Annotated in this window: 21 protein-coding genes; 15 read left to right on the top strand and 6 right to left on the bottom strand. The window is 59.7% G+C overall.

What is annotated here, in order from left to right; translation table 11 throughout:
• Positions 1–45 precede the first annotated feature (45 nt).
• From KGD89_RS04010 to KGD89_RS03995, 4 genes are all read right to left on the bottom strand, one after another.
• Positions 46–828 (bottom strand): ChaN family lipoprotein, encoded by a 783-nt coding sequence (locus KGD89_RS04010; RefSeq protein WP_025258530.1) that lies wholly within the window; start codon positions 826–828, stop codon positions 46–48.
• 132 nt (positions 829–960) lie between these two features.
• Positions 961–1728, bottom strand: a complete 768-nt coding sequence (locus KGD89_RS04005) for a heme ABC transporter ATP-binding protein (protein WP_025258529.1) — start codon at positions 1726–1728, stop codon at positions 961–963.
• A complete protein-coding gene (locus tag KGD89_RS04000; protein WP_162883705.1) occupies positions 1728–2711 on the bottom strand; it encodes a FecCD family ABC transporter permease in 984 nt (327 codons plus the stop codon). The genes KGD89_RS04005 and KGD89_RS04000 overlap by 1 nt, the downstream gene beginning before the upstream one ends.
• A gap of 50 nt (positions 2712–2761) precedes the next feature.
• The gene (locus tag KGD89_RS03995; protein WP_371856580.1) at positions 2762–3619 is read right to left on the bottom strand and encodes a heme/hemin ABC transporter substrate-binding protein; all 858 of its coding nucleotides are present in this window, start codon (positions 3617–3619) and stop codon (positions 2762–2764) included.
• A gap of 312 nt (positions 3620–3931) precedes the next feature.
• Here KGD89_RS03995 and KGD89_RS03990 point away from each other — a divergent pair, with 312 nt between their 5' ends.
• A complete protein-coding gene (locus KGD89_RS03990) occupies positions 3932–4264 on the top strand; it encodes a Rieske (2Fe-2S) protein (RefSeq protein ID WP_025258525.1) in 333 nt (110 codons plus the stop codon).
• Here the strand turns inward: KGD89_RS03990 and sfsA are convergent, their stop codons facing one another.
• Both sfsA and KGD89_RS03980 read right to left on the bottom strand, forming a co-directional pair.
• Positions 4265–4978 (bottom strand): DNA/RNA nuclease SfsA, encoded by a 714-nt coding sequence (gene sfsA / locus KGD89_RS03985; protein ID WP_025258524.1) that lies wholly within the window; start codon positions 4976–4978, stop codon positions 4265–4267.
• Positions 4978–6150 (bottom strand): pyridoxal phosphate-dependent aminotransferase, encoded by a 1173-nt coding sequence (locus KGD89_RS03980; protein ID WP_025258523.1) that lies wholly within the window; start codon positions 6148–6150, stop codon positions 4978–4980. Before KGD89_RS03980 ends, sfsA begins: the two co-directional genes overlap by 1 nt.
• 341 nt (positions 6151–6491) lie before the next feature.
• On the opposite strand from KGD89_RS03980, the gene dksA reads away from it, so the two are divergent.
• From dksA to KGD89_RS03910, 14 genes are all read left to right on the top strand, one after another.
• Entirely contained in the window at positions 6492–6932 is a 441-nt protein-coding gene (gene dksA, locus KGD89_RS03975) for an RNA polymerase-binding protein DksA (RefSeq protein WP_025258522.1), read from the top strand.
• 159 nt (positions 6933–7091) lie between these two features.
• A complete protein-coding gene (gene gluQRS / locus KGD89_RS03970; protein ID WP_025258521.1) occupies positions 7092–7979 on the top strand; it encodes a tRNA glutamyl-Q(34) synthetase GluQRS in 888 nt (295 codons plus the stop codon).
• Positions 7980–8081: 102 nt separating this feature from the next.
• A complete protein-coding gene (locus tag KGD89_RS03965) occupies positions 8082–8258 on the top strand; it encodes a hypothetical protein (RefSeq protein ID WP_002552060.1) in 177 nt (58 codons plus the stop codon).
• The gene (locus KGD89_RS03960) at positions 8242–11196 is read left to right on the top strand and encodes a sensor histidine kinase (RefSeq protein ID WP_025258520.1); all 2955 of its coding nucleotides are present in this window, start codon (positions 8242–8244) and stop codon (positions 11194–11196) included. The genes KGD89_RS03965 and KGD89_RS03960 overlap by 17 nt, the downstream gene beginning before the upstream one ends.
• A gap of 22 nt (positions 11197–11218) precedes the next feature.
• Positions 11219–12646 (top strand): sigma-54-dependent transcriptional regulator, encoded by a 1428-nt coding sequence (locus KGD89_RS03955; protein WP_025258519.1) that lies wholly within the window; start codon positions 11219–11221, stop codon positions 12644–12646.
• A 689-nt stretch (positions 12647–13335) separates the two neighbouring features.
• Complete coding sequence (locus KGD89_RS03950; RefSeq protein ID WP_025258518.1) at positions 13336–14733, top strand: polynucleotide adenylyltransferase PcnB; 1398 nt, start codon at positions 13336–13338, stop codon at positions 14731–14733.
• On the top strand, positions 14726–15229 hold the full coding sequence (folK, locus tag KGD89_RS03945; protein WP_025258517.1) for a 2-amino-4-hydroxy-6-hydroxymethyldihydropteridine diphosphokinase: 504 nt from the start codon (positions 14726–14728) through the stop codon (positions 15227–15229). The genes KGD89_RS03950 and folK overlap by 8 nt, the downstream gene beginning before the upstream one ends.
• Before the next feature lie 223 nt (positions 15230–15452).
• Positions 15453–16253 (top strand): 3-methyl-2-oxobutanoate hydroxymethyltransferase, encoded by an 801-nt coding sequence (gene panB, locus KGD89_RS03940; RefSeq protein WP_025258516.1) that lies wholly within the window; start codon positions 15453–15455, stop codon positions 16251–16253.
• Complete coding sequence (gene panC / locus KGD89_RS03935) at positions 16250–17098, top strand: pantoate--beta-alanine ligase (RefSeq protein ID WP_025258515.1); 849 nt, start codon at positions 16250–16252, stop codon at positions 17096–17098. Before panB ends, panC begins: the two co-directional genes overlap by 4 nt.
• A gap of 7 nt (positions 17099–17105) precedes the next feature.
• Positions 17106–17486 carry an aspartate 1-decarboxylase gene (gene panD, locus KGD89_RS03930; RefSeq protein ID WP_025258514.1) on the top strand — a complete coding sequence of 127 codons (381 nt, stop codon included), beginning with the start codon at positions 17106–17108 and terminating at the stop codon, positions 17484–17486.
• Between the two features lie 174 nt (positions 17487–17660).
• On the top strand, positions 17661–19325 hold the full coding sequence (gene pgi / locus KGD89_RS03925; protein ID WP_025258513.1) for a glucose-6-phosphate isomerase: 1665 nt from the start codon (positions 17661–17663) through the stop codon (positions 19323–19325).
• Between the two features lie 104 nt (positions 19326–19429).
• Positions 19430–21367, top strand: coding sequence for an acetate--CoA ligase (gene acs / locus KGD89_RS03920; RefSeq protein WP_025258512.1), 1938 nt, complete (start codon positions 19430–19432; stop codon positions 21365–21367).
• A gap of 50 nt (positions 21368–21417) precedes the next feature.
• Positions 21418–22287 (top strand): oxygenase MpaB family protein, encoded by an 870-nt coding sequence (locus tag KGD89_RS03915; protein ID WP_025258511.1) that lies wholly within the window; start codon positions 21418–21420, stop codon positions 22285–22287.
• 113 nt (positions 22288–22400) lie between these two features.
• A complete protein-coding gene (locus tag KGD89_RS03910; RefSeq protein ID WP_025258510.1) occupies positions 22401–23579 on the top strand; it encodes an acetyl-CoA C-acetyltransferase in 1179 nt (392 codons plus the stop codon).
• Positions 23580–23631: the final 52 nt, after the last annotated feature.

Raw genomic sequence — 23631 nt, 5'->3', positions numbered from 1 at the left:
GAGAAAAGGACTACACAAAGAAGAGAAAAAACCGAGCCAGTGGTATCAGGCCCCGGGTGGAGACTGATGAAGTTGAGCGCCAGAATGCTTTTCGGGAGTGGCTGCCGTATACCAGACGTAATCGGCGCTCTGCGGCTCGACCTCTTCACCCATCCGGGCCAGAAGCAGCACTACCGCAGGCTCGGTGACGCCAAGGTCAGCCAGATGCAAAGGCACTCCCACATCCTTGCGCACGTGCCAGGCATCGGCAAACAGCACACTTGGCAAGGGAGCAGCTAACAGGCTTTGGGCCATTCGCCGGTCGCGCTGTTGCTGAACCGCCAGCAGCGCAGGCAACCGATCTTCGGGCAACACGCCATAGCTATCACGAATAAGCGCCAGCAGCCGCTCATGCACGGCTGGAGCCGCAGAAAGAGAACCACTTGATTCGGGGGCCTGCCGGTAAGTCGGCATGATTTCATTGGTATCGAGATTGGCGGACATCACAGGATAAGGCTGAGCCAGCAGATAGCGCATCAGCGAGCCATACAACGACCAGTCCCAGGCCTTTTGCCAACTCAGCGCTACTGGCAAATCGGACGGGTATTTCTCCTGGACCAGATCAGACTGAACCGCAGTGACCCTGGCCTGCTGATCGGGGTTCAGCATCTCCAGTAACAGACTGCCTTGCGGACGCCGTGCAGCCAGCACCTGCATAAGCCATAACTCCAATGCATGGTGATCGGGGTTGTCGTGCTGCTCGCCAACCAGAACACGCGAAGCAACTGCCAGACGCTCGGCCAGTTGTTGCGCGCTCAGCGCCTGACCACTCTTGTTGTCACGAATCATGCGTAAGTCCAAATGCCCATGCTCACACGGGCTTTGCCAGAGGAGTAAATTTGGCAAACGAAGTGATATTTGGCAAGTATTGAGGCATACCAAGACCACAGCCAGAAAAAGACGCTTGGTGGACTTACCTTTTCAACGCGCGATGATCAGCGGATGTCCCCTCTCGGGATGGCTCTGCACCAATACTTCCAGGCCAAACACTGCCTTGAGAGCATCCGGTTGCAAGACAACCTCGGGACGATCCAGCGAATAGACTCTTCCCTTGTCGAGCAACAATAGTCGATCACAGTAACGAGCCGCCAGGTTCAGGTCATGCAGGATGACCATCACGGCCGCGCCGCGATTGGCAAAATCTCGTACCGCCTGCAACGTGGTGTGCTGATGCAAGGGATCGAGCATGGACGTCGGCTCATCAAGCAGAAGCGTGCAATTGCCTGTGCCGGGCCAGAGTTGCGCCAGCACCCGTGCCAGATGCACTCGCTGACGCTCACCACCCGACAGGGTCATGTAACTGCGTTCGGCAAGGTGCAGGGCATCGGCAGCCTGAAGCGCTTCGCGCACCACCTGCTCATCGACTTCACGGCCGGTTTCATGAGGCAAGCGTCCCATGGAGACGACTTCATCGACACGAAACGCGAAACTCAGGGTAGAGCTTTGCGGCAGCACAGCCAGCTTTCGTGCCCGCTCGGCACCCGGCCACTGCGAGAGCAGCCGCTGCTGCAACCAGACGTCTCCTTGAGAAGGTTCGAGTTCTGCGCACAGGGCTGCCAGCAGCGTACTTTTGCCGGCCCCATTGGGACCGAGCACTCCCAGCACTTCTGCGGGCAGCAATTGCAGATCGATATCCGCCAGAACACTTTGCGTGCCCCGATGAATGTGCAGATTTTCGGCTCGTAACATCAGTGACGCCCTCTCACCAGCAGATACAGGAAGAATGGCGCGCCCAACAATGCCGTGACGATGCCGATAGGCAACTCCGCAGGCGCCAGCACCAGACGGGCAAAAATGTCGGCAAACAGCAACAGGCTGGCACCCGCCAACGCCGAGGCAGGTAAAAGAACCCGGTGATCCGGCCCCACCAGCAAACGCACCAGATGCGGCACCACAAGACCGATGAAACCGATTAGCCCGGCAGCCGCCACCGCCGCTCCGACACCCAGCGCCGTGCAGAAAACCAGCTCACGCTTGAGGGCTTCAACATTGATGCCCAGATGACGTGCCTCGGACTCCCCCAACAGCAAGGCATTCAGGGCTTTGGCCCGACGAGGCAGCCAGAAGATGATCGCCACGCACACCAGCAGCAGCGGCCATAACCGGGCATAAGTAGCACCATTGAGGCTGCCCATGTTCCAGAAGGTGAGCGTACGTAGCGTGGCGTCATCCGCCAGATAGGTCAGCAGACCGATGATCGATGCCGACAACGCCGTCAGCGCAATACCGGCCAGCAGCATGGTTGCAACGCTGGTCTGGCCATCTCGCCGGCCCAGCCGGTACACCATGCTGGTCACCACCAGCCCACCGACCACCGCACAGACCGACAACAGATAAGGCGCGATAACCTGCGAGACATTTCCCCACAAGGCACCGCCCACAATCGCCAGTGCCGCCCCCAGCGCAGCACCACTGGAAACCCCGACCAACCCCGGATCGGCCAGCGGATTTCGGAACAGCCCCTGCATCGCCACCCCGGACAACGCCAGCACTGCGCCAACCGCCAGGCCCAGCAAAGTGCGCGGCACACGAATCTGGCCAAGAATCAGTTCAGCTTGCTCAAGATTCTCCCCCGCCACCGGCATCCCCAGCAGCCGCAAAGCCGCACGCAAGGTATCGGCCAGCGGCAGACTCACCGGCCCGAGGGCCAGCGACAGCCAGAATGCAGCGATGCACAGGACTGTCAGCCCGATAAACAGAGCACGCGCTGATATCAGGGCTTTCATGGCTCAGAGCGAACGGCAGCGCTCAAGGGCTTGGCAGTTGGGTAAAGCGCGTGAGACAACTTTTGCAGATTGTCGGGCAGACGTGGGCCCAGACCACCCACCAGCAGCGTCGGGTCCAGATCGAACACCCGGTCATCGCGTGCCGCAGGCGTGGCGGACAATGCAGGGTTTTCCTTGAACAGCGCCTTGCGAGCGGCATCACCACGCAGGGCGCGATCGGCCACGATCAGTACCTGTGGAGCCAGCCCGGCCATGGCCTCGACCGAAAACACCTTGTACCCGTCATGGGTCGCCAGATTGCGACCGCCCGCCTGTTGAATCAGCCAGTCGCCAGCCGTCCCCTTGCCGGCAACCATGGGCTTGCCGCCGCCATGGCCCACCAGCAGCAGGACACCCGGAGCCTCAGCACCTTTCTGCGCCTGGACGATCCACTGCTGCTGGTTATCCAGTTGTTGTTGATAACGTTCGATCAGGCGAGCGGCCTGCTCCGGAGCGCCCAACAGCCCCCCAAGGCGTTGCAGGTTGCTTTTCAGGGTTGCCATATCCGCCCCTGCCGGGAGCACTTCAACCTGTACCTTGGCCGCACGCAATTGTTCCAGCACAGGCGGAGGTCCCATCTCCTCGGTCCCGACCAGCACGTCCGGACGCAGGCTGAGAATGCCTTCGGACGACAGCTGGCGCTGATAACCGATGCTCGGCAACGACCTGAGCGACTCCGGATACTGGCTGGTGGTGTCGACGCCCACCAGCCTGGATTGGCCGCCCAGCGCAACGACCCATTCACTCAAGGCCCCCCCGGCACTCACCCAGCGTTGCGAGGCTTCGGTATCAGCAGGCTGTGCAGCTTGCGCCATGTGACTGAAGGCAATTCCGACCAGAGCCGCACATACGCTGCTATTGAAAAATCGCATGAAGATTTCCTTTCAAGAAGCCCGGACCCTGGCAGTTTTAATGAGCACCGGTGATGGGCAAAACGTTTCAACGTGGCGAGCACTCCTTGGGAGGCGCTCGCAACAAGGGGCGAAATTGTCCGCGAACATGCAGGATCGACGGATTAAGATTGCATTAAGAGGCAAGCCTCATTGCTCTCTTACCGTCATCAACTCGAGAATCGGAGTCATTTGATAATTGTTTTCATTTAAACGTCAAGCCGGCGAGCACGCTTCATGAAACGCCTATGTGCCGCTGCCGACCTTCCCGAGGCAGAAAGTCGCGGGTTTGAAACCGAAGGGCTGAAACTGCTGGCAGTGCGTCGTCATGGGCGGGTGTTCGTCTACCGCAATCGCTGCCCCCATCGCGGCATTGCACTGGAATGGGAGCCTGACCGGTTTCTGGATGACAGCGCGAGCCTGATCCAGTGCGCCAGCCATGGCGCACTGTTTCTGGTCGAGAATGGCGAATGTGTTGCGGGACCTTGCGAAGGACAGTCGCTGACTGCAATCCCCTGCCGGGAAGACGCCAAAGGTATCTGGGTCATGCTGTCTGACGATAACGAATAGTCAGATAAGGCCCTGAACCTGCAGACGCCTGTCGATGCGAATCTCTTCAGGCGTCAGTTGCACCCCATAGGCCAGTACCTCGACACCCGCTGCTACCGCTTCGCGCAAGGCAGCGGCATAGGCCGGGTCGATCTCTTCTGCCGGACGCACCGCATCAATGCCGGTGAGGTTCACGCAATACAGCAGGACCGCACGCACACCCTCGCGAGCCAGCGCCGCCAGCTCACGCAAATGACGAGCGCCGCGCTGGGTGACCGCATCGGGAAAGGCCGCGACTGCCGACCCATCGAAGCCCAGCGTGACACTCTTGACCTCCACATAGGCATAGCCTTCGGGGTATTCGAGGCGAAAATCCACCCGGCTTTTTTCCTGCCCGTAAGCCACTTCGCGCTTGAGCGCCGTGAAACCGTTGAGCTCGCTGATGACCCCGGCGCGCAATGCTTCCTCGACCAGGGTATTGGCTCGTCCGGTATTGATGCAGGCAAAACGTCCCTGAGGTGTTTCGCTGATTTCCCAGGTCCCCGGCAGCTTGCGCTTGGGATCACTGGAGCGACTGAACCAGACGCGCCCGCCCGGCAGCATGCAATTGAACATCGAACCGGTATTGGGACAGTGAATGGTCAGCAACTCGCCGCTATCGGTTTCGATGTCGGCCAGGAAGCGTTTGTAGCGAATCAGCAGACGACCCTGCTCAAGTTCAGGAGAAAAACGCATCAGCCTTTCCAGCTCCGCAAGCCACGGGCAATCCGCTCGACCGCCTCTTCAAGCCTTGGCAGGCTTTGGGTGTAAGCAAAGCGCACATGATGCCCCGCCTGATAACGCCCGAAATCCAGACCCGGAGTGAACGCAATGTGTTCGGTCTCGAGGAAGTGCCGGCAAAAATCAAAGGCATCGCCACCAAAGGCGCTGATATCGGCATATAGATAGAAAGCCCCTTCAGGCTCCACGGCGATACCAAAACCCAGCTCGCGCAAGGCAGGCAAAAGGAAATCGCGGCGGCGTCCGAACTCGGCGCGGCGCTGCTCGAAAATCTCGATGGTCTGCGGCTCGAAACAGGCCAGCGCGGCATACTGGGCCATGCTCGGAGCACTGATGTAGAGGTTCTGCGCCAGCTTCTCCAGATCGGCAACGGCTTCGGGAGGCGCCACCAGCCACCCCAGACGCCAGCCCGTCATGCCGAAATATTTTGAAAAACTATTAAGGACGAACGCATCGTTATCGACTTCCAGCACGCTGCTCGCGTCAACGCCGTAAGTCAGGCCGTGATAGATCTCATCCACCACCAGATGGCCGTTGCGTGCCTTGAGCGTACGGGACAACGCGGCCAGCTCATCCACATGCAGAAGCGTGCCTGTGGGGTTGGCTGGAGAGGCGACCAGAGCACCGACGCTGTCCTGATTCCAGTGCTGCGCCACCGACTCGGGTGTCAGTTGATAACGCTCCTTCGGCCCGACCGGTACCAGTTGCGCAGCACCTTCCACCAGACGCAGAAAGTGCCGGTTGCACGGGTAACCCGGATCGGCCAGCAACCAGTGCTTACCGGGATCAACCAGCAGACTGCTGGCCAGCAGCAGCGCACCTGAACCACCGGGCGTGACAAGAATTCGCTCCGGGTCGATATCCAGCCCATAACGCTGGGCATAGAAACCGGCGATGGCCTGGCGCAATTCCGGCAGGCCACGGGCAGCGGTGTAGCGGGTCTTGCCGGCCGCCAGCGCCGCCTGCCCGGCCGCAACGATGGGCTCTGCCGTGGTGAAATCGGGCTCGCCGATTTCCAGGTGAATGACATCGTGGCCCGCCGCCTGTAATTCATTGGCCCGCGCCAACAGCGCCATGACATGAAAAGGTTCGATGGCGCGACTACGCTCACTGTAAGGCTGGGCCATTTTTCTTCCTTAAATGAAACACGAATCAGAAACATAACGGTCATGAGCATTCGGCGGGATTCTAACCAACCGCTTGCAGTGCAGTACTTTAAATCATGAAACGTCAGGACTTGTTGAATAGAAAATAAAAAGACGGGGACAGCCGCTACACGCCTTGATGACAGCGAGTTTGCATCACAGGCGTCCCGTTCGGGGAACAAGCGAGACGATGCTCGACAACCGGGAGTAGCGCACCACGATTTGATCTGGTAAGTTCGCCCGCTTGCAGTTGCAGGGCCGACAGGGGTCGGTGATGGAACAATCCTGCGCAATAGATTAGAAGAGTGAGAGGCGGTCCCTACATGCCCACCCCAGAAAAGCAACAGAATCATCTAATCAGTGGCTTTGAACCCTACGTGGAAAAAAAGGGTGAAGAGTACATGGGCGAGCCGATGCGCGCGCATTTCACCAAGATCCTGAACAAGTGGAAACAGGATCTGATGCAAGAGGTCGACCGCACGGTAGACCACATGAAGGACGAAGCTGCAAATTTCCCTGACCCAGCAGACCGAGCCAGCCAGGAAGAAGAATTCAGCCTGGAACTTCGTGCCCGCGATCGTGAGCGCAAGCTGATCAAGAAGATCGACAAAACGCTGCAACTGATCCTGGACGAAGAGTACGGCTGGTGTGAGTCCTGCGGTGTGGAAATCGGCCTTCGCCGTCTTGAAGCACGCCCGACTGCCGATCTTTGCATCGACTGCAAGACACTGGCAGAAATCAAGGAAAAACAGGTCGGCAAATGATCTGCTGACTGCCTTGAACAAAAAGACGCTTCGGCGTCTTTTTTGGTTTTAAGGAATAGAGCCTTTTCGCGAGTGAATTCGCGCCTACCCGAACACGTGGGAGCGAATTCATTCGCAAAAAACAGTCAGACGAAAAACTCTTCTGGTTTGGATCCGCCCATGAAAAACCCGGCCTATATCGGACGCTTTGCGCCAACCCCCAGCGGTTACCTGCACTTCGGCTCGCTGGTCGCAGCGCTCGCGTCCTATCTCGACGCCCGCGCCGCGGGTGGCAAATGGCTGATGCGCATGGAAGACCTGGACCCGCCTCGGGAGGTTGCCGGGGCGCAGGCTGCGATTCTGGAAACCCTTGAGCGTTATGGCTTTGAATGGGACGGCGAAGTCGTGCGCCAGAGCCAGCGTCACGATGCCTATGCCGAAGTCCTGAATCGCTGGTTCAGTCACGGCCTGGCCTACGCCTGCACCTGTTCGCGCAAACAACTGGAAGGTTTTCAAGGCCTCTACCCCGGCTTTTGCCGCAATGCAGGACACGCCACCGAAGACGCCGCGATACGCATTCGTGTGCCGGAACTGGAATACCGCTTCATCGACCGGGTACAGGGCGCCTTTCAACAGCACCTGGGGCGCGACTCCGGGGATTTTGTCATTCAGCGGCGCGACGGCCTGTATGCCTATCAACTGGCGGTAGTGATTGATGACGCCTGGCAGGGCGTTACCGATATCGTGCGCGGCGCAGACCTGCTCGATTCGACGCCTCGCCAGCTCTATCTCCAGGAACTGCTGGGGCTGCCACAGCCGCGCTACCTGCATGTGCCGCTGATTACCCAGCCGGACGGCCACAAACTCGGCAAATCCTATCGCTCTCCCCCATTGCCAGCCGATCAGGCGACACCTTTATTGCTCAGGGCACTGCGAGCCCTCGGTCAGCCCACGACACCCGAACTGTCCTGCGCCAGCGCAAGGGAAGTACTCGACTGGGGTATCGCGCACTGGGATGCCATGGCAATACCGCGCACGAGCACAATTGAAGAAGCCCGAATAGACTGAGCTAGAGCGGTCGCGTAAAACTCCTACATAAGTACACTTGCAGGTTGTACGGCATCCGTTACCATGCCGCACCTCATCACCCTCAGGAACGAAGGAGACCGCATGTATATTTACCGTTTGGTCTTGCTTCTGGTGGTAGGCATCTACCTCTTCTCCCCGGCCATCATGGACTGGTGGATCGATGCGACAGGTGCCTGGTATCGCCCTTATATGCTGTGGCTGATCCTGATCGTGGTGACCTTCATTCTTCAGAGCCAGCGAGATGCCGATGAGCTTTAGCCTCACGCAGATGCTGCTGGTCAGCGCCGGGTATCTGCTGCTCCTGTTCGGCGTTGCATGGATCAGTGAGCGTGGCGTCATCCCACGCTGGATCATTCGTCACCCGCTGACCTATACCCTCTCGCTGGGCGTGTATGCCAGTGCCTGGGCGTTCTATGGTTCGGTCGGTCTGGCCTATCAGTATGGCTATGGCTTCCTGTCCAGTTACCTCGGGGTTTCCGGAGCGTTTCTGCTGGCGCCGGTGCTGCTTTATCCCATTCTCAAGATCACCCGAACCTACCAGCTTTCATCCCTGGCCGATCTGTTTGCCTTTCGCTTCAGAAGTACCTGGGCGGGTGCGCTGACCACGGTTTTCATGCTGATTGGCGTGCTGCCGTTGTTGGCGCTGCAGATTCAGGCGGTGGCCGATTCCATCAGCATCCTGACCCGTGAACCGGTGCAGGACAGAGTCGCCGTGGCGTTCTGTGCGTTGATCACACTGTTCACCATTTTCTTCGGCTCACGGCATATCGCGACCCGGGAAAAGCATGAAGGCCTGGTGTTCGCTGTTGCTTTCGAGTCCCTGATCAAACTGATCGCCCTGGGCGGTATCGGCCTTTATGCCTTGTATGGCGTATTCGACGGCCCGCAGCATCTGGAACTCTGGCTGCTGCAAAACCAGACTGCCCTGGCCTCGCTGCACACGCCTTTGCAGGAAGGTCCATGGCGCACATTGCTGCTGGTGTTTTTCGCCTCGGCCATCGTGATGCCGCACATGTATCACATGACCTTCACCGAAAACCTCAATCCGCGCGCACTGGTCAGCGCCAGCTGGGGCCTGCCGCTGTTCCTGCTGCTGATCAGCCTCGCCGTGCCTCTGATTCTGTGGGCGGGCCTCAAGCTGGGCGCTACCACCAGCCCCGAGTATTTCACCCTTGGGATCGGCATCGCCGCCAACAGCAAGCCACTGGCGCTGATGGCTTATGTGGGCGGGCTCGCGGCGTCCAGCGGGCTGATTATCGTCACCACCCTGGCGCTGTCGGGCATGGCCCTCAACCATCTGGTGCTGCCGCTTTATCAGCCACCGGCCGAGGGCAATATCTATCGCTGGCTGAAGTGGACACGTCGCGGCCTGATCGTGGCGATCATCACGGCGGGCTACTGCTTCTACCTCATGCTCGGCGCGCAACAGGATCTGGCCAACCTGGGCATCGTCGCATTCGTCGCGACCCTGCAATTCCTGCCCGGCGTGCTGTCGGTGCTGTATTGGCCGACCGCCAACCGGCGTGGTTTCATTGCAGGCCTGCTGGCCGGAACGGTGGTCTGGATCGTCGGCATGCTGTTACCGCTGATCGGCAACCTGCAGGGTTTCTATATTCCCTTGCTGAACATGATCTACGTGCTGGACGACACCAGTTGGCACATGGCGGCCATCGCCTCGCTGGCAGCCAACGTCCTGTTGTTCACCCTGATCTCGCTGTTCACCAATGCAAGTCCGGAAGAAGTCAGCGCCGCCGAGGCCTGCGCCGTCGACAATGTTCGTCGCCCGCAGCGCCGCGAACTGTATGCCGTGTCGCCCCAGGAGTTTGCCACGCAACTGGCCAAACCGCTGGGCGCCAAGGCCGCGCAGAAGGAAGTCGAGCAGGCGCTGCGCGACCTGTATCTGCCGTTCGACGAGCGTCGTCCTTATGCCCTGCGCCGCCTGCGTGACCGGATCGAAGCCAACCTGTCCGGCCTGATGGGCCCCAGCGTGGCCCAGGACATGGTGGAAACCTTTCTGCCCTATAAGTCCGGCAACGAGAAATACGTCACCGAAGACATTCACTTCATCGAGAGTCGCCTTGAGGACTACCACTCGCGCCTGACCGGCCTTGCCGCCGAACTCGATGCCTTGCGCCGCTATCACCGCCAGACCCTTCAGGAACTGCCCATGGGGGTGTGCTCGCTGGCCAAGGATCAGGAAATCCTGATGTGGAACCGGGCCATGGAAGAGCTGACCGGTATTGTCGCCCAGCGTGTCGTGGGCTCGCGACTGGAAACCATCGGCGAACCCTGGAAAGGCCTGCTGACGGGTTTCATCAATGTGCCGGATGAGCACTTGCACAAACAGAAGCTCGCCCTGGACGGCCAGACCCGCTGGCTCAACCTGCACAAGGCCGCCATCGACGAACCGCTGGCCCCCGGTAGCAGCGGTCTGGTGGTGCTGGTCGAAGACCTGACCGAAACCCAGATGCTGGAAGACAAGCTGGTCCACTCGGAACGTCTGGCCAGCATCGGTCGTCTGGCGGCCGGCGTAGCTCATGAAATCGGCAACCCCATCACCGGCATCGCCTGCCTTGCACAGAACCTGCGCGAGGAACGAGAGGAAGATGACGAGATCAAAGAAATCAGCAGTCAGATCCTCGAACAGACCAAACGTGTCTCGCGCATCGTGCAATCCTTGATGAGCTTCGCCCACGCCGGCGCTCACCAGCATAACGACGAGGCCGTCTGTCTGGCCGAGGTCGCGCAGGATGCCATTGGTCTGCTGGCGCTCAACCGGCGCAACTTTGAAGTCCATTTCTATAACCTGTGCAACCCGCAGCACAAGGTCGATGGCGACCCGCAACGGCTGGCACAGGTCCTGATCAATCTGCTCTCCAACGCCCGTGACGCCTCGCCCTCCGGCAGCGCTGTCAGGGTCAAGAGCGAAGCATCCGAACATACTGTGGATCTGATCGTCGAAGACGAAGGCAGTGGAATTCCCAAGGCAATCATGGATCGATTGTTTGAACCATTCTTCACCACCAAGGAACCGGGAGAAGGAACCGGGCTAGGTCTCGCACTGGTCTATTCCATCGTTGAAGAGCATTATGGACAAATCACCATCGACAGCCCGGCTGACCCCGAGCAGCAGCGAGGAACCCGTATCCGGATAACCTTGCCGCGCCATGTCGAAGCGACGTCCGCCGTGAACTGAGACCGTCGAGAGAACTGAATCGATGCCGCATATTTTGATCGTCGAAGACGAAACCATTATCCGCTCGGCCCTGCGCCGTCTGCTTGAGCGTAACCAGTACGAAGTCAGCGAGGCAGGTTCGGTACCCGAGGCTCAGGAGCGTTTCAACATCCCCTCGTTCGACCTGATCGTCAGCGACCTGCGACTGCCTGGCGCTCCTGGCACCGAACTGATCAAGCTCGGTGAAGGCAAGCCTGTACTGATCATGACCAGCTATGCCAGCCTGCGCTCGGCCGTGGACTCCATGAAAATGGGCGCGGTGGATTACATCGCCAAACCCTTTGACCACGATGAAATGCTGCAGGCTGTTGCGCGCATCCTGCGTGATCGTCAGACCAGCTCAAACCAGCAGGCCGAACGCAACGCGCCCGCCAAAGCCAACAGCGCCGACAAGGGCGCTGCGCAGAACGGCGAGATCGGCATCATCGGCTCCTGCCCGCCCATGCTCGATCTCTACAGCAAGATTCGTAAAGTCGCGCCCACAGATTCCAACGTTCTGGTCCAGGGCGAATCCGGGACCGGCAAGGAACTGGTCGCCCGCGCACTGCATAATCTGTCGCGTCGCGCCAAGGCACCGATGATCTCCGTGAACTGCGCAGCGATTCCCGAATCCCTGATCGAGTCCGAGCTGTTCGGCCATGAAAAAGGTGCCTTTACCGGTGCCAGCGCAGGTCGCGCAGGTCTGGTTGAAGCGGCCGATGGCGGCACTCTGTTTCTCGACGAAATCGGAGAACTGCCTCTGGAAGCACAGGCCAGGCTCCTGCGCGTCCTGCAGGAAGGCGAGATTCGTCGCGTCGGCTCCGTGCAGTCACAGAAAGTCGATGTACGCCTGATCGCCGCGACCCACCGGGACCTCAAGACCCTGGCCAAGAATGGCGAGTTTCGCGAAGACCTTTATTACCGTCTGCACGTGATCGCGCTGAAACTGCCTGCATTGCGCGAACGCGGTAACGACGTGCTCGAAATCGCCCGCGCCTTTCTGGCTCGCCAAAGCGCCAAAGCTGGCCGCAACGATCTGAAGTTTGCCCCCGACGCCGAACAGGCCATCCGTCATTACAGCTGGCCGGGTAACGTGCGGGAGCTGGAAAACGCCGTGGAACGCTCGGTGATTCTGTGCGAGAACCCGGAAATCTCTGCCGACCTGCTGGGTATAGACATCGAGCTCGACGGTCTGAACGACGACGAGTACATGGGCCTGGCGCCCCTGCCCGCCTCGGCGAACTCGACCAACAGCGAGCCCACCGAAGACCTGTCACTGGAAGACTACTTCCAGCACTTCGTCCTGGAACATCAGGATCACATGACAGAGACCGAACTGGCACGCAAACTGGGCGTCAGCCGCAAGTGCCTGTGGGAACGCCGTCAGCGACTGGGCATTCCGCGCCGCAAAGGGGTCGCCAACGAAACCTGAAAAGGCTCTGCGTCGGGGTGCGCAGGCCAGTTAACAAAACTGTTACCTTCGTACCTCCTACGTAACAAACGCCGGGTCTTACGGTAACGAAGCCCGGCTTTTTTGTACCTGCCCAAAAAACCGAAACCCCGCAAAGCCCCGGTTTCATTGGGTTTAAAAAAGTTGGCACACCTTCTGCTATATCCTTAGTACAAGAAGAACAACAAGCAGTAGACACCCATAATAAAAATAAGACGAATCGACTCACGCATAACAAGAACAAGACGGCGGAGGCGCAGCTAACTGATTCTTTTGGAGAGGAGTTGTATTTGGGGCTTGCCCCGCAACCAGGCCGAGAATAATAAAAACTACCCTTAGGTAGCGCCTGAACTGGTTGGATCGAATGATCATTGCAACGCAGCGACCAAAGCAATCCGTTTGCTCTTGACTCCCGATTGGGAGATTTCACAGGCGAAACCCTGTGGATGGGCACTCAACAAAAACAAGAAGCCCGACAAGACAATAAAAATAAAGAGCACGCACTTTGGGGGAGCTTCGGCTCCCCCAGTAGCTTCCAGAGCTTTTGAATCCCTTCCTTTGATGCCCGATGCGCAGCGTCCTACACCATCCCCCGACTAAATGCTAGAATCCCCGCCCATCGTGCGGCCATTCTCCATTTTGGCCGAATATTCCTTCAAACAGTGCATCCCATGCTGAAGAAGCTGTTCCAGTCATTCCGTTCCCCGGTGCGTAAACCGCAGCAACACACGCGCACCACGCCTGAAGTGCTCAATAGCAGCCAGCATTCGCTGCAGCGCAGCCAATTCAGCCGTCATGCGGTCAATATCGTCGAGCGCCTGCAAAACGCTGGCTACCAGGCCTATCTGGTCGGTGGTTGCGTGCGCGACCTGATGCTCAATATCGAGCCCAAGGATTTCGACGTAGCAACCAGCGCCACACCTGAACAGGTGCGTGCAGAATTCCGTAACGCCCGGATCATTGGCCGCCGCTTCAAGCTGGTCCATATCCACTTTGGCCGGGAAATCATCGAAGTTGCGACATTCCGCGCCAATCATCCTCAGGACGAGGAAGAAGAGGACAGCAACCAGTCCTCGCGCAATGAAAGCGGCCGCATCCTGCGTGACAACGTCTATGGCACGCTGGAAGAAGACGCCCAGCGCCGGGACTTCACGATCAACGCGCTCTATTACGATCCGGTCAGCGAACGCGTGCTCGATTACGCCAACGGCGTACACGACATTCGCAACCGCCTGATCCGCCTGATCGGCGACCCCGAGCAGCGTTACAAGGAAGACCCGGTGCGCATGCTGCGCGCCGTGCGTTTCGCAGCCAAGCTGGATTTCGGTATAGAAAAGCACAGCACCCTGCCGATTCGCCCGCTGGCGCCGATGCTGCGTGATATCCCGTCGGCCCGTCTGTTCGAAGAAGTGCTCAAGCTGTTCCTGTCCGGCCACGCAGAACCCACCTTTGAAATGCTGGTGGACCTGGAGCTGTTCGAGCCCCTGTTCCCGGCCAGCTCCAAGGCACTGGAATACAACCCGACCTACACCCACACCCTGATCAGCAATGCCTTGATCAACACCGACCTGCGCATCAAGCAGAACAAGCCGGTAACACCGGCGTTCCTGTTCGCAGCCCTGCTCTGGCCGGCACTGCCTGCCAAGGTGCTGCGCCTGCAAGAGCGCGGCATGCCGCCGATTGCGGCCATGCAGGAAGCAGCTCACGAACTGATCATCGAACAATGCCAGCGCATCGCGATCCCCAAGCGTTTCACCATGCCGATCCGCGAGATCTGGGACATGCAGGAACGTTTGCCACGCCGCTCCGGCAAACGCGCCGACCTGCTGCTCGACAATCCACGCTTCCGTGCCGGTTACGACTTTCTGTTGTTGCGCGAAACCGCTGGCGAGCAGACCGACGGTCTGGGTGAGTGGTGGACCGACTATCAGGACAGCAACGACAGCCAGCGCCGCGACATGATTCGTGACCTGGGTAACAAGCCCGAAGCCACCGGCACAGGCCCTCGCAAGCGTCGTCGCAGCAGCGGCGCCAAACGCAAACGGGACGCCGAGGCGTCCGGTGAGTAAGGTATCAAGCCGCGAACGTGTCTATATAGGCTTGGGCAGCAACCTCGCTGACCCGGCCGAGCAGTTGCGTCATGCTCTCGATGCACTGGCGCTACTGCCACAGAGCCATCTTGCAGGCGTTTCGTCCTTTTACGTCAGCGACTCCCTGTTGCCCGGCCAGCCCCGCTATACCAATGCCGTTGCAGCACTGGACACCGCACTGGCACCGCTGGAACTGCTCGATGCCTTGCAAGGCATAGAACTGGACCAGGGCCGCGAGCGTCATGAACGCTGGGGCCCGCGCACGCTGGACCTGGATATTCTGCTGTTCGGCGAGCGACTGATCGACGAGCCACGCCTGAAAGTGCCGCATTATCACATGCAGGCCCGCCCCTTCGTTCTCTACCCTCTGGCAGAACTCGCTCCCCGCCTGGATCTGGCTGACGGGCGTACGCTAGAGCAGTTACTGGCCGCTTGCCCATACGAGGGCCTGGAGCGTTTGTCCGCTCCGGCGTAAACCTGACGTGTCACCCGTTACTACACATCTGTAACCGATGATGAAACGGGTAACACCTGCAATTGACTTCATGCCCCCTCCTCACGAAGATAGGCCTCCCGCCGCCAACCCGTTGGTGAATGGGCGCGAAACAGGCCTTTGCGAAACACCGCGACACGACGGTGTGCCTGCTTTTCCAAGATGAATCGCCGCAGTGTGCACAGCGCCTGATGGAGACTTTTAGATGCCTGATATAACTGTTACGTCGCTGCTGGCCCTCAAGCAGAAAGGTGAGAAAATCACCATGCTGACCTGCTACGACGCGACCTTCGCCCATACCGCCAGCCAGGCGGGTGTCGAAGTGCTGCTGGTGGGTGACTCGCTGGGTATGGTCCTGCAGGGCCATGACAGCACCTTGCCGGTGACGACCGCCGAAATGGCCTATCACGTTGCCTGCGTCAAACGCGGCAATCAGGGCGCGCTGATTCTTGCCGACCTGCCGTTCATGGCCAACGCCACCCTCGAACAGACCTTCACCAACAGCACCACGCTCATGCAGGCGGGTGCGCACATGGTCAAGGTCGAAGGTGCTGCGTGGCTGGCCGAGTCGATACGGCTGCTCGCCGACCGTGGCATTCCGGTCTGCGCCCACATGGGCCTGACGCCACAATCGGTGAACGTGCTGGGTGGCTACAAGGTTCAGGGCCGTCTGGAAGCCCAGGCCCGCCAGATGCGTGCCGATGCCATTACCCTGGAACAGGCTGGCGCCGCCATGATCCTGCTGGAGTGCGTACCGAGCGAGCTGGCCGAGGAAATCACCCAGGCGGTGAAAGTCCCGGTCATCGGTATCGGCGCCGGCAGCGCCACCGACGGTCAGGTGCTGGTGCTGCATGACATGCTCGGCCTGTCCATCAGCGGTCGCGTCCCCAAGTTCGTCAAAAACTTCATGGTCGGCCAACCTGACATTCAGTCGGCCATCCAGGCCTACGTCAGCGCAGTCAAAAACGTCAGCTTCCCGGCAACTGAACACGGATTCTCGGCATGAACACAGTAAAAACCGTACTGGACCTGCGCGCCGCCGTCGCTCGCGCCCGCAGCGAAGGTAAACGGATTGCCTTGACGCCCACGATGGGCAACCTGCACAGCGGACATGCCGCACTGGTGACACGGGCGAGCCAACGGGCGGACTTCGTGGTCGCCACCATTTTCGTCAACCCGCTGCAGTTCGGCCCCAACGAAGACCTGGCGAGCTACCCGCGCACCCTCGATGCCGACAAGGAAAAACTGCTGGAAGCCGGTTGCAACCTGCTGTTCACGCCCAGCGTGGAAGAAATGTACCCACACGGCATGGCCGATCAGACCCTGGTCAGCGTTCCGCACCTGTCCGAAGGGCTGTGCGGTGCCAGCCGGCCTGGCCATTTCGACGGCGTTGCTACCGTGGTCAGCAAGCTGTTCAACATGGTTCAGCCTGACCTGGCCGTGTTTGGCGAGAAAGACTTTCAGCAACTGGCGGTGATCCGGGCACTGGTCCGGGATCTGAACATGCCGATCCAGATCATTGGCGAGCCGACCGTTCGCGCGACCGATGGCCTGGCCTTGTCATCGCGTAACGGTTATCTGAGCGAAGAGCAACGCGCCAAAGCGCCTGCGCTGTATCGCGTCCTCAGCACCGTGGCCGACGGCATTCGCAACAACGAAGACATCAACGGCCTGATCAACATCGGCAAAAGGACGCTGGAGGCCGAAGGTTTCCGTATCGACTATCTGGAAGTGCGCGACGCCACCAGCCTGCGTCCTGCTACCGAAGAAGACCGTGATCTGGTCATTCTGGTTGCCGCCTTTCTGGGCAAGACCCGCCTGATCGACAATCTGCACCTGACCAAGGAATAACAACAAGATGCACACCGTGATGCTCAAAGCCAAACTGCACCGTGCAGAAGTCACTCACGCCGTGCTCGACTACGAAGGCTCATGCGCCATCGATGGCGAGTGGCTGGACCTGTCCGGCATTCGCGAGTACGAGCAGATCCAGATCTACAACATCGATAACGGCGAGCGTTTCACCACCTATGCCATCCGTGGTGAAGAAGGTTCGCGCATGATTTCGGTCAACGGTGCCGCCGCTCACAAGGCGAAAGTCGGCGACCGTGTGATCATCTGCGCCTATGCTCAGTACTCCGACGCCGAACTGGTCGATTTCAAGCCACGCATGCTTTATATGGCGCCGGGCAATGAACTTAGCCATACCAGCAATGCCATACCGGTACAGGTTGCCTAGGTAATCCCATACACACAACACTCAGCTTGTGTGAAATAGTACCGGCCTCATGTAGGACAGAGCGCAGACAAACAGGCATGCGGAGGGTAGTCTCCGTTGAGTTGCCGAGCATTCAAGTTTGCGATCTGGCTTTTCAACCTCCAAGGCAGTTCAAGTTAAAGGAAACCCGCAGCGATGGCGTACTACCGCAATCCTTCTGATGTGACCGCTCTGCCCGCCTGGCAGGCGCTGAGTCAACACCGCCAAGCCATGCAGGATTTCAGCATGCGCGATGCGTTCAATGCAGATCCGCAACGCTTCAGCCAATTCACCCTCAGCAGTTGCGGCCTGTTTCTCGACTACTCGAAAAACCTGATTACAGGTGAAACCCAGGACCTGCTGGTCAACCTGGCCAATGAAGTCGGCCTGAAGGAAGCGATCCAGGCACAATACGACGGCGAGCTGGTCAACTCCTCCGAAGGTCGTCCGGCGCTGCACACCGCGCTGCGCCGCCCGGTTGGCGACAAGCTGCTGGTCAATGGCGTCAACGTGATGCCGGAAGTCCACAAGGTCCTCAACCAGATCACCGAGCTGGTCGGTCGCATTCATGACGGCCTGTGGCGCGGCTACACCGAGAAGCCCATCACCGACGTGGTGAACATCGGCATCGGTGGCTCGTTCCTCGGCCCGGAGCTGGTGTCCGAAGCCCTGTTGTCGTACGCCCATAAAGGCGTGCGCTGCCATTACCTGGCCAATATCGACGGCAGTGAATTCCACGAACTGTCGATGAAGATCCGCGCCGAAACCACGCTGTTCATCGTTTCGTCGAAATCCTTCAACACCCTGGAAACCCTGAAGAACGCCCAGGCAGCACGCGCCTGGTATCTGGCTCAAGGGGGCTCCGAGGCCGAGCTGTACCGTCACTTCATCGCGGTATCGAGCAACAACGCAGCAGCGGTTGCATTCGGTATCCGTGAAGAGAACATCTTCCCGATGTGGGACTGGGTCGGCGGTCGTTACTCGCTGTGGTCGGCCATCGGTCTGCCTATCGCGCTGGCCATCGGCATGTCCAACTTCAAGGAGCTGTTGTCGGGTGCCTACACCATGGACCAGCACTTCCAGAGCGCGCCGTTCGAGAAGAACATGCCGGTGCTGCTGGCCTTGCTGGGCGTATGGTATGGCAACTTCTGGGGCTCCCAAAGCCACGCGATCCTGCCTTACGACCACTACCTGCGTAACATCACCAAGCACTTGCAGCAGTTGGACATGGAATCCAACGGCAAGAGCGTACGCCAGGACGGCACGCCGGTTTCCACCGATACCGGCCCGGTCATCTGGGGCGGCGTAGGCTGCAACGGTCAGCACGCTTACCACCAGTTGCTGCATCAGGGCACCCAACTGATCCCGGCTGACTTCATCGTGCCAATCGTCAGCTTCAACCCGGTTGCCGACCATCACCAGTGGCTGTACGCCAACTGCCTGTCCCAGAGCCAGGCGCTGATGCTGGGCAAGACCCGCGCCGAAGCCGAAGCCGAGTTGCGTGAAAAGGGCGTACCGGAAGAACAGGTGCAGCAGATTGCGCCGCACAAGGTCATTCCTGGCAACCGTCCGAGCAACACCCTGGTGGTGGAGCGCATCAGCCCGCGCCGTCTGGGCGCACTGGTGGCAATGTACGAACACAAGGTTTTCGTACAGAGCGTGATCTGGGGCATCAACGCCTTCGACCAATGGGGCGTCGAACTGGGCAAGGAGCTGGGCAAAGGTGTTTACCAGCGCCTGACAGGCGGTATCGAAGACCCTGCCGAAGATGCTTCGACCCAAGGCCTGATCAACTACTTCCGCGGCCGCCATCGCGGTTGATCGCCCTCGCGAATGAATTCGCTCCAGCAGCGTTGGAGTGAATTCATTCGCAATCCCTCACCGGCTTCTATTCTTGTACCCACACAAGAACAAGGAAGCCGATCATGTTCGATATCCGCGCATTCCCCAAAGCCTACGCCACAAGCCTGGCCGCACAGCTGAGCCCGGCCGACTATAAACGCCTGTATCGCCAGTCTGTGGATAACCCCGAGCAATTCTGGGCCGAACAAGCCGCCACTTTTCTCGACTGGTCAGCGCCCTGGGACGAGGTCCACAGCTCAGACTTCAGCACCGGACAGGCAAGCTGGTTCAAGGGCGGCAAACTCAATGTCAGTTACAACTGCATCGACCGTCACCTGCAAAGTCGAGGCGATCAGATCGCGCTGATCTGGGAAGGCGACAACCCGACCGAATCCGCAGAAGTCACTTACAGGAAGCTGCACCACAACGTTTCCCGGCTGGCCAATGTCCTGAAGATTCGCGGCGTCCGAAAAGGCGACCGGGTGTGTATCTACATGCCGATGATTCCTGAAGCCGCCTACGCAATGCTCGCCTGCGCTCGCATCGGCGCCGTGCATTCGGTGGTGTTTGGCGGTTTTTCTCCGGATGCCCTGCGCGACCGGATCCTGGACTCGGACTGCCACACGGTCATCACCGCCGATGAAGGCATACGGGGCGGCAAATATATCCCAATGAAACATAACGTCGACAAGGCGCTGCAAAGCTGCCCGAACGTGAGCACCGTGCTGGTAGTGGAGCGAACCCAGGGAGAGATCGACTGGGTCAAGGGCCGTGATCTCTGGTATCACGAGGCGCTTCACGGCATCAGCGATGACTGCCCGCCCGAAGCAATGGATGCCGAAGACCCGCTGTTCATTCTCTACACCTCCGGAAGCACCGGCAAACCCAAGGGCGTGATGCATACCACCGGTGGTTATCTGCTGCAGGCGGCAATGACTTACAAGCATGTGTTCGATTACCGCGATGGCGAGGTTTTCTGGTGTACGGCGGACGTCGGCTGGGTCACCGGCCACAGCTACATCGTCTATGGCCCGCTTGCCAATGGCGCGACGACGCTGATGTTTGAGGGCGTGCCCAATTACCCGGATGCCTCACGCTTCTGGAAGGTCATCGACAAGCATCAGGTCAATATCTTCTACACCGCACCCACCGCCCTGCGGGCCTTGATGCGCGAAGGCCCGGCACCTCTGCAAGGTACTTCACGGGAAAGCCTGCGGCTGCTGGGCAGTGTCGGCGAACCGATCAATCCCCAAGCCTGGGAATGGTATTTTCATCAAGTGGGCAAAGAGCGCTGCCCTATCGTCGATACCTGGTGGCAGACCGAAACCGGCGGCATCATGCTCACGCCCCTGATCGGCGCCAGCCAGTTCAAACCCGGCTGCGCGACACAGCCCATGTTTGGCGTACAGCCCGTACTGCTTGATGAGCAAGGCCAGGAAATCCAGGGCCCCGGCAGCGGCCTGCTGGCCATCAAGGCCAGTTGGCCGGGACAGATCCGCAGCGTCTACGGCGACCCGCAACGCATGATCAACACCTACTTCAAACCTTGTGCAGGGTATTACTTCACCGGCGACGGAGCACGTCGCGACGAAGATGGCGATTACTGGATCACCGGCCGTGTGGACGACGTGCTCAATGTGTCAGGCCACCGGATCGGTACTGCCGAAGTCGAAAGCGCGCTGGTGCTGCACGACAAGATCGCCGAAGCCGCGGTGGTGGGTTATCCCCACGACGTGAAAGGCATGGGCATCTATGCCTTTGTCACCCTCATCAACGGCATCGAACCCAGCGATGACCTGCAAAACGAGTTGCTGGCCCATGTCAGCAAGGAGATCGGCAAATTCGCCCGGCCCGACCTGATCCAGTGGGCGCCTGCACTGCCCAAGACCCGCTCGGGCAAGATCATGCGGCGTATCCTGCGCAAGATCGCCAGCAACGAACTCGATAACCTGGGCGACACCTCGACCCTGGCAGATCCCGGGGTTGTGGATAACCTGATCGACAAACGCTTGAATCGATGAGGCAAGCGAGGCATGGTCTGCACCATGCCCGCCGCTGTAACCGAGAGCACATGGAATTCATTCGTCGTCGTATAGAAACCCAGGTCATGAGCCTGACCGGATTGTCATTGGGCCAACTGGATCTGGAGAATCCCAAGGGCGATCCCGGCCTGTTCGGCCCTCAGGCCATTTGCTGGCGAGTGCATGGAGACTTCACCAGCATGCTGATCGGTGGCATCAGCGCCTTGATGCTTCAGGCACTGCACCCACTGGCACTGGCCGGGGTCTGGGATCACTCCAGTTTTCGCGAGGACATGCTCGGCCGCTTGCGAAGAACCGGACAGTTCCTTGCAGGCACCACGTTCGGCGCCACCCATGACGCGAACTGGCTGATCGAAAAGGTCCGCACCATCCATCTGCAAGTCACGGGAACTGCACCAGACGGCCGGCCTTATGCCGCCAGCGACCCTGACTTGCTGACCTGGGTGCACGTGGCGGAAGTCAGCAGTTTTCTTGCAGCGCACCTGCGCTATCTCGACCCTGAGCTGTCACTGACCGAGCAGGACACCTACTACGCCGAAACCGCCCTCATCGCCGAACGCCTGGGCGCCCGTGATGTACCGCGCTCACGCCAACAGATTGCCGATTATCTGGACAACATTCGCGGGCATCTGCTGTGCGACGACCGCAGCCGCGAGGTGATACGCCTGCTGCTCAACGAGCCAGCCCCCAACAGGCTGGTCAAACCCTTTGGCGCCTTGATGATGCAGGCCGGGATCGACCTGCTGCCTCTCTGGGCCTGCGAAATGCTCGATGTCGAACAAGGTCCCTGGCGGCGCAGGATGATTCGCGCAGGCGTCAATGGCTGCGCGCCGATCCTGCGCTGGGCGGTGCGCAACGGCTCCATTCATCGGGCGCAACGAAGAATGGCCCCTGCATAAGATGACCACCGGGTTCCCGGTTGGAATCGGGCTTTGCATATGTGCCAACATGAGTCCATTGATCACGCCGCGCCGTCAGCCGGCCCAGCCCAATAACAATGAGGATCAGCACCATGCAAGACGTCGTTATCGTTGCCGCCACCCGGACTGCCGTCGGCAGCTTCCAGGGCTCACTGGCCAGTATTCCCGCCGTGGAGCTGGGCGCAGCCGTCATTCGCCAGCTCCTGACCCAGACCGGCGTGGATGGCGGGCAGATCGATGAAGTCATCATGGGCCAGGTCCTGACCGCAGGTGCCGGACAAAACCCGGCGCGTCAGGCCGCGATCAAGGCCGGGCTGCCGTTTGCAGTGCCCGCCATGACCCTGAACAAAGTCTGTGGCTCAGGCCTCAAGGCGCTGCACCTGGCCACCCAGGCGATTCGTTGCGGCGATGCCGAGATCATTATTGCTGGCGGCCAGGAAAACATGAGCCTCTCCAACTATGTGATGCCCGGCGCACGCACCGGTCTGCGCATGGGCCATGCCTCTCTGGTGGACACCATGATCAGCGACGGCCTGTGGGACGCCTTCAACGACTATCACATGGGCATCACCGCAGAAAACCTCGCCGACAAGTACGACATCAGCCGTCAGGCACAGGACGAATTCGCAGCCACGTCCCAGCAGCACGCCGTTGCAGCCATCGACGCCGGTCGTTTCGTGGATGAAATCACCCCGATCCTGATCCCCCAGCGCAAAGGCGATCCGCTGCGCTTCGACACCGATGAACAACCACGTGCGGGGACGACTGCCGAATCCCTGGGCAAGCTCAAGGCCGCTTTCAAGAAAGACGGTACGGTCACCGCAGGCAATGCCTCGTCCATCAACGATGGCGCAGCGGCCGTCATGCTGATGAGCGCCGCCAGGGCCGAGCAACTGGGCCTGCCGGTGCTGGCGCGTATAGCCGGCTATGCCAATGCGGGCGTAGACCCGGCCATCATGGGCATCGGCCCGGTCAGCGCGACACGTCGCTGCCTGGACAAGGCTGGCTGGTCACTGGAAGAGCTGGACCTGATAGAAGCCAACGAAGCGTTTGCCGCTCAGTCGCTGTCGGTCGCCAAGGAACTGGGCCTGAACCTGGAAAAGGTCAACGTCAACGGCGGAGCCATCGCCCTGGGCCACCCCATTGGCGCTTCGGGCTGTCGCGTGCTGGTGACGCTGCTGCATGAAATGATCAAGCGCGACGCCAAAAAGGGCCTGGCCACGCTCTGTATTGGTGGCGGTCAGGGTGTAGCGCTGGCGCTGGCACGCTGATTTATGGTGTCTGACCGATCGTTCTCAGGTTCATGGGAGCGATCGGCAATCT

Origin of the sequence: Pseudomonas cichorii, from assembly GCF_018343775.1 — a bacterium.
GTDB classification, from domain to species: domain Bacteria; phylum Pseudomonadota; class Gammaproteobacteria; order Pseudomonadales; family Pseudomonadaceae; genus Aquipseudomonas; species Aquipseudomonas cichorii.
The sequence above is the reverse complement of the archived record's forward strand: the minus strand, read 5'-3'. Positions and strand labels throughout refer to the sequence as shown.

Coding starts and splice junctions, on each gene's coding strand:
- KGD89_RS04010 (WP_025258530.1), bottom strand. CDS start 828: ATGATTCGTGACAACAAGAGTGGTCAGGCGCTGAGCGCGCAACAACTG.
- KGD89_RS04005 (WP_025258529.1), bottom strand. CDS start 1,728: ATGTTACGAGCCGAAAATCTGCACATTCATCGGGGCACGCAAAGTGTT.
- KGD89_RS03995 (WP_371856580.1), bottom strand. CDS start 3,619: ATGGCGCAAGCTGCACAGCCTGCTGATACCGAAGCCTCGCAACGCTGG.
- KGD89_RS03990 (WP_025258525.1), top strand. CDS start 3,932: ATGAAACGCCTATGTGCCGCTGCCGACCTTCCCGAGGCAGAAAGTCGC.
- sfsA (WP_025258524.1), bottom strand. CDS start 4,978: ATGCGTTTTTCTCCTGAACTTGAGCAGGGTCGTCTGCTGATTCGCTAC.
- KGD89_RS03980 (WP_025258523.1), bottom strand. CDS start 6,150: ATGGCCCAGCCTTACAGTGAGCGTAGTCGCGCCATCGAACCTTTTCAT.
- dksA (WP_025258522.1), top strand. CDS start 6,492: ATGCCCACCCCAGAAAAGCAACAGAATCATCTAATCAGTGGCTTTGAA.
- gluQRS (WP_025258521.1), top strand. CDS start 7,092: ATGAAAAACCCGGCCTATATCGGACGCTTTGCGCCAACCCCCAGCGGT.
- KGD89_RS03965 (WP_002552060.1), top strand. CDS start 8,082: ATGTATATTTACCGTTTGGTCTTGCTTCTGGTGGTAGGCATCTACCTC.
- KGD89_RS03960 (WP_025258520.1), top strand. CDS start 8,242: ATGCCGATGAGCTTTAGCCTCACGCAGATGCTGCTGGTCAGCGCCGGG.
- KGD89_RS03955 (WP_025258519.1), top strand. CDS start 11,219: ATGCCGCATATTTTGATCGTCGAAGACGAAACCATTATCCGCTCGGCC.
- KGD89_RS03950 (WP_025258518.1), top strand. CDS start 13,336: ATGCTGAAGAAGCTGTTCCAGTCATTCCGTTCCCCGGTGCGTAAACCG.
- panB (WP_025258516.1), top strand. CDS start 15,453: ATGCCTGATATAACTGTTACGTCGCTGCTGGCCCTCAAGCAGAAAGGT.
- panC (WP_025258515.1), top strand. CDS start 16,250: ATGAACACAGTAAAAACCGTACTGGACCTGCGCGCCGCCGTCGCTCGC.
- panD (WP_025258514.1), top strand. CDS start 17,106: ATGCACACCGTGATGCTCAAAGCCAAACTGCACCGTGCAGAAGTCACT.
- pgi (WP_025258513.1), top strand. CDS start 17,661: ATGGCGTACTACCGCAATCCTTCTGATGTGACCGCTCTGCCCGCCTGG.
- acs (WP_025258512.1), top strand. CDS start 19,430: ATGTTCGATATCCGCGCATTCCCCAAAGCCTACGCCACAAGCCTGGCC.
- KGD89_RS03915 (WP_025258511.1), top strand. CDS start 21,418: ATGGAATTCATTCGTCGTCGTATAGAAACCCAGGTCATGAGCCTGACC.
- KGD89_RS03910 (WP_025258510.1), top strand. CDS start 22,401: ATGCAAGACGTCGTTATCGTTGCCGCCACCCGGACTGCCGTCGGCAGC.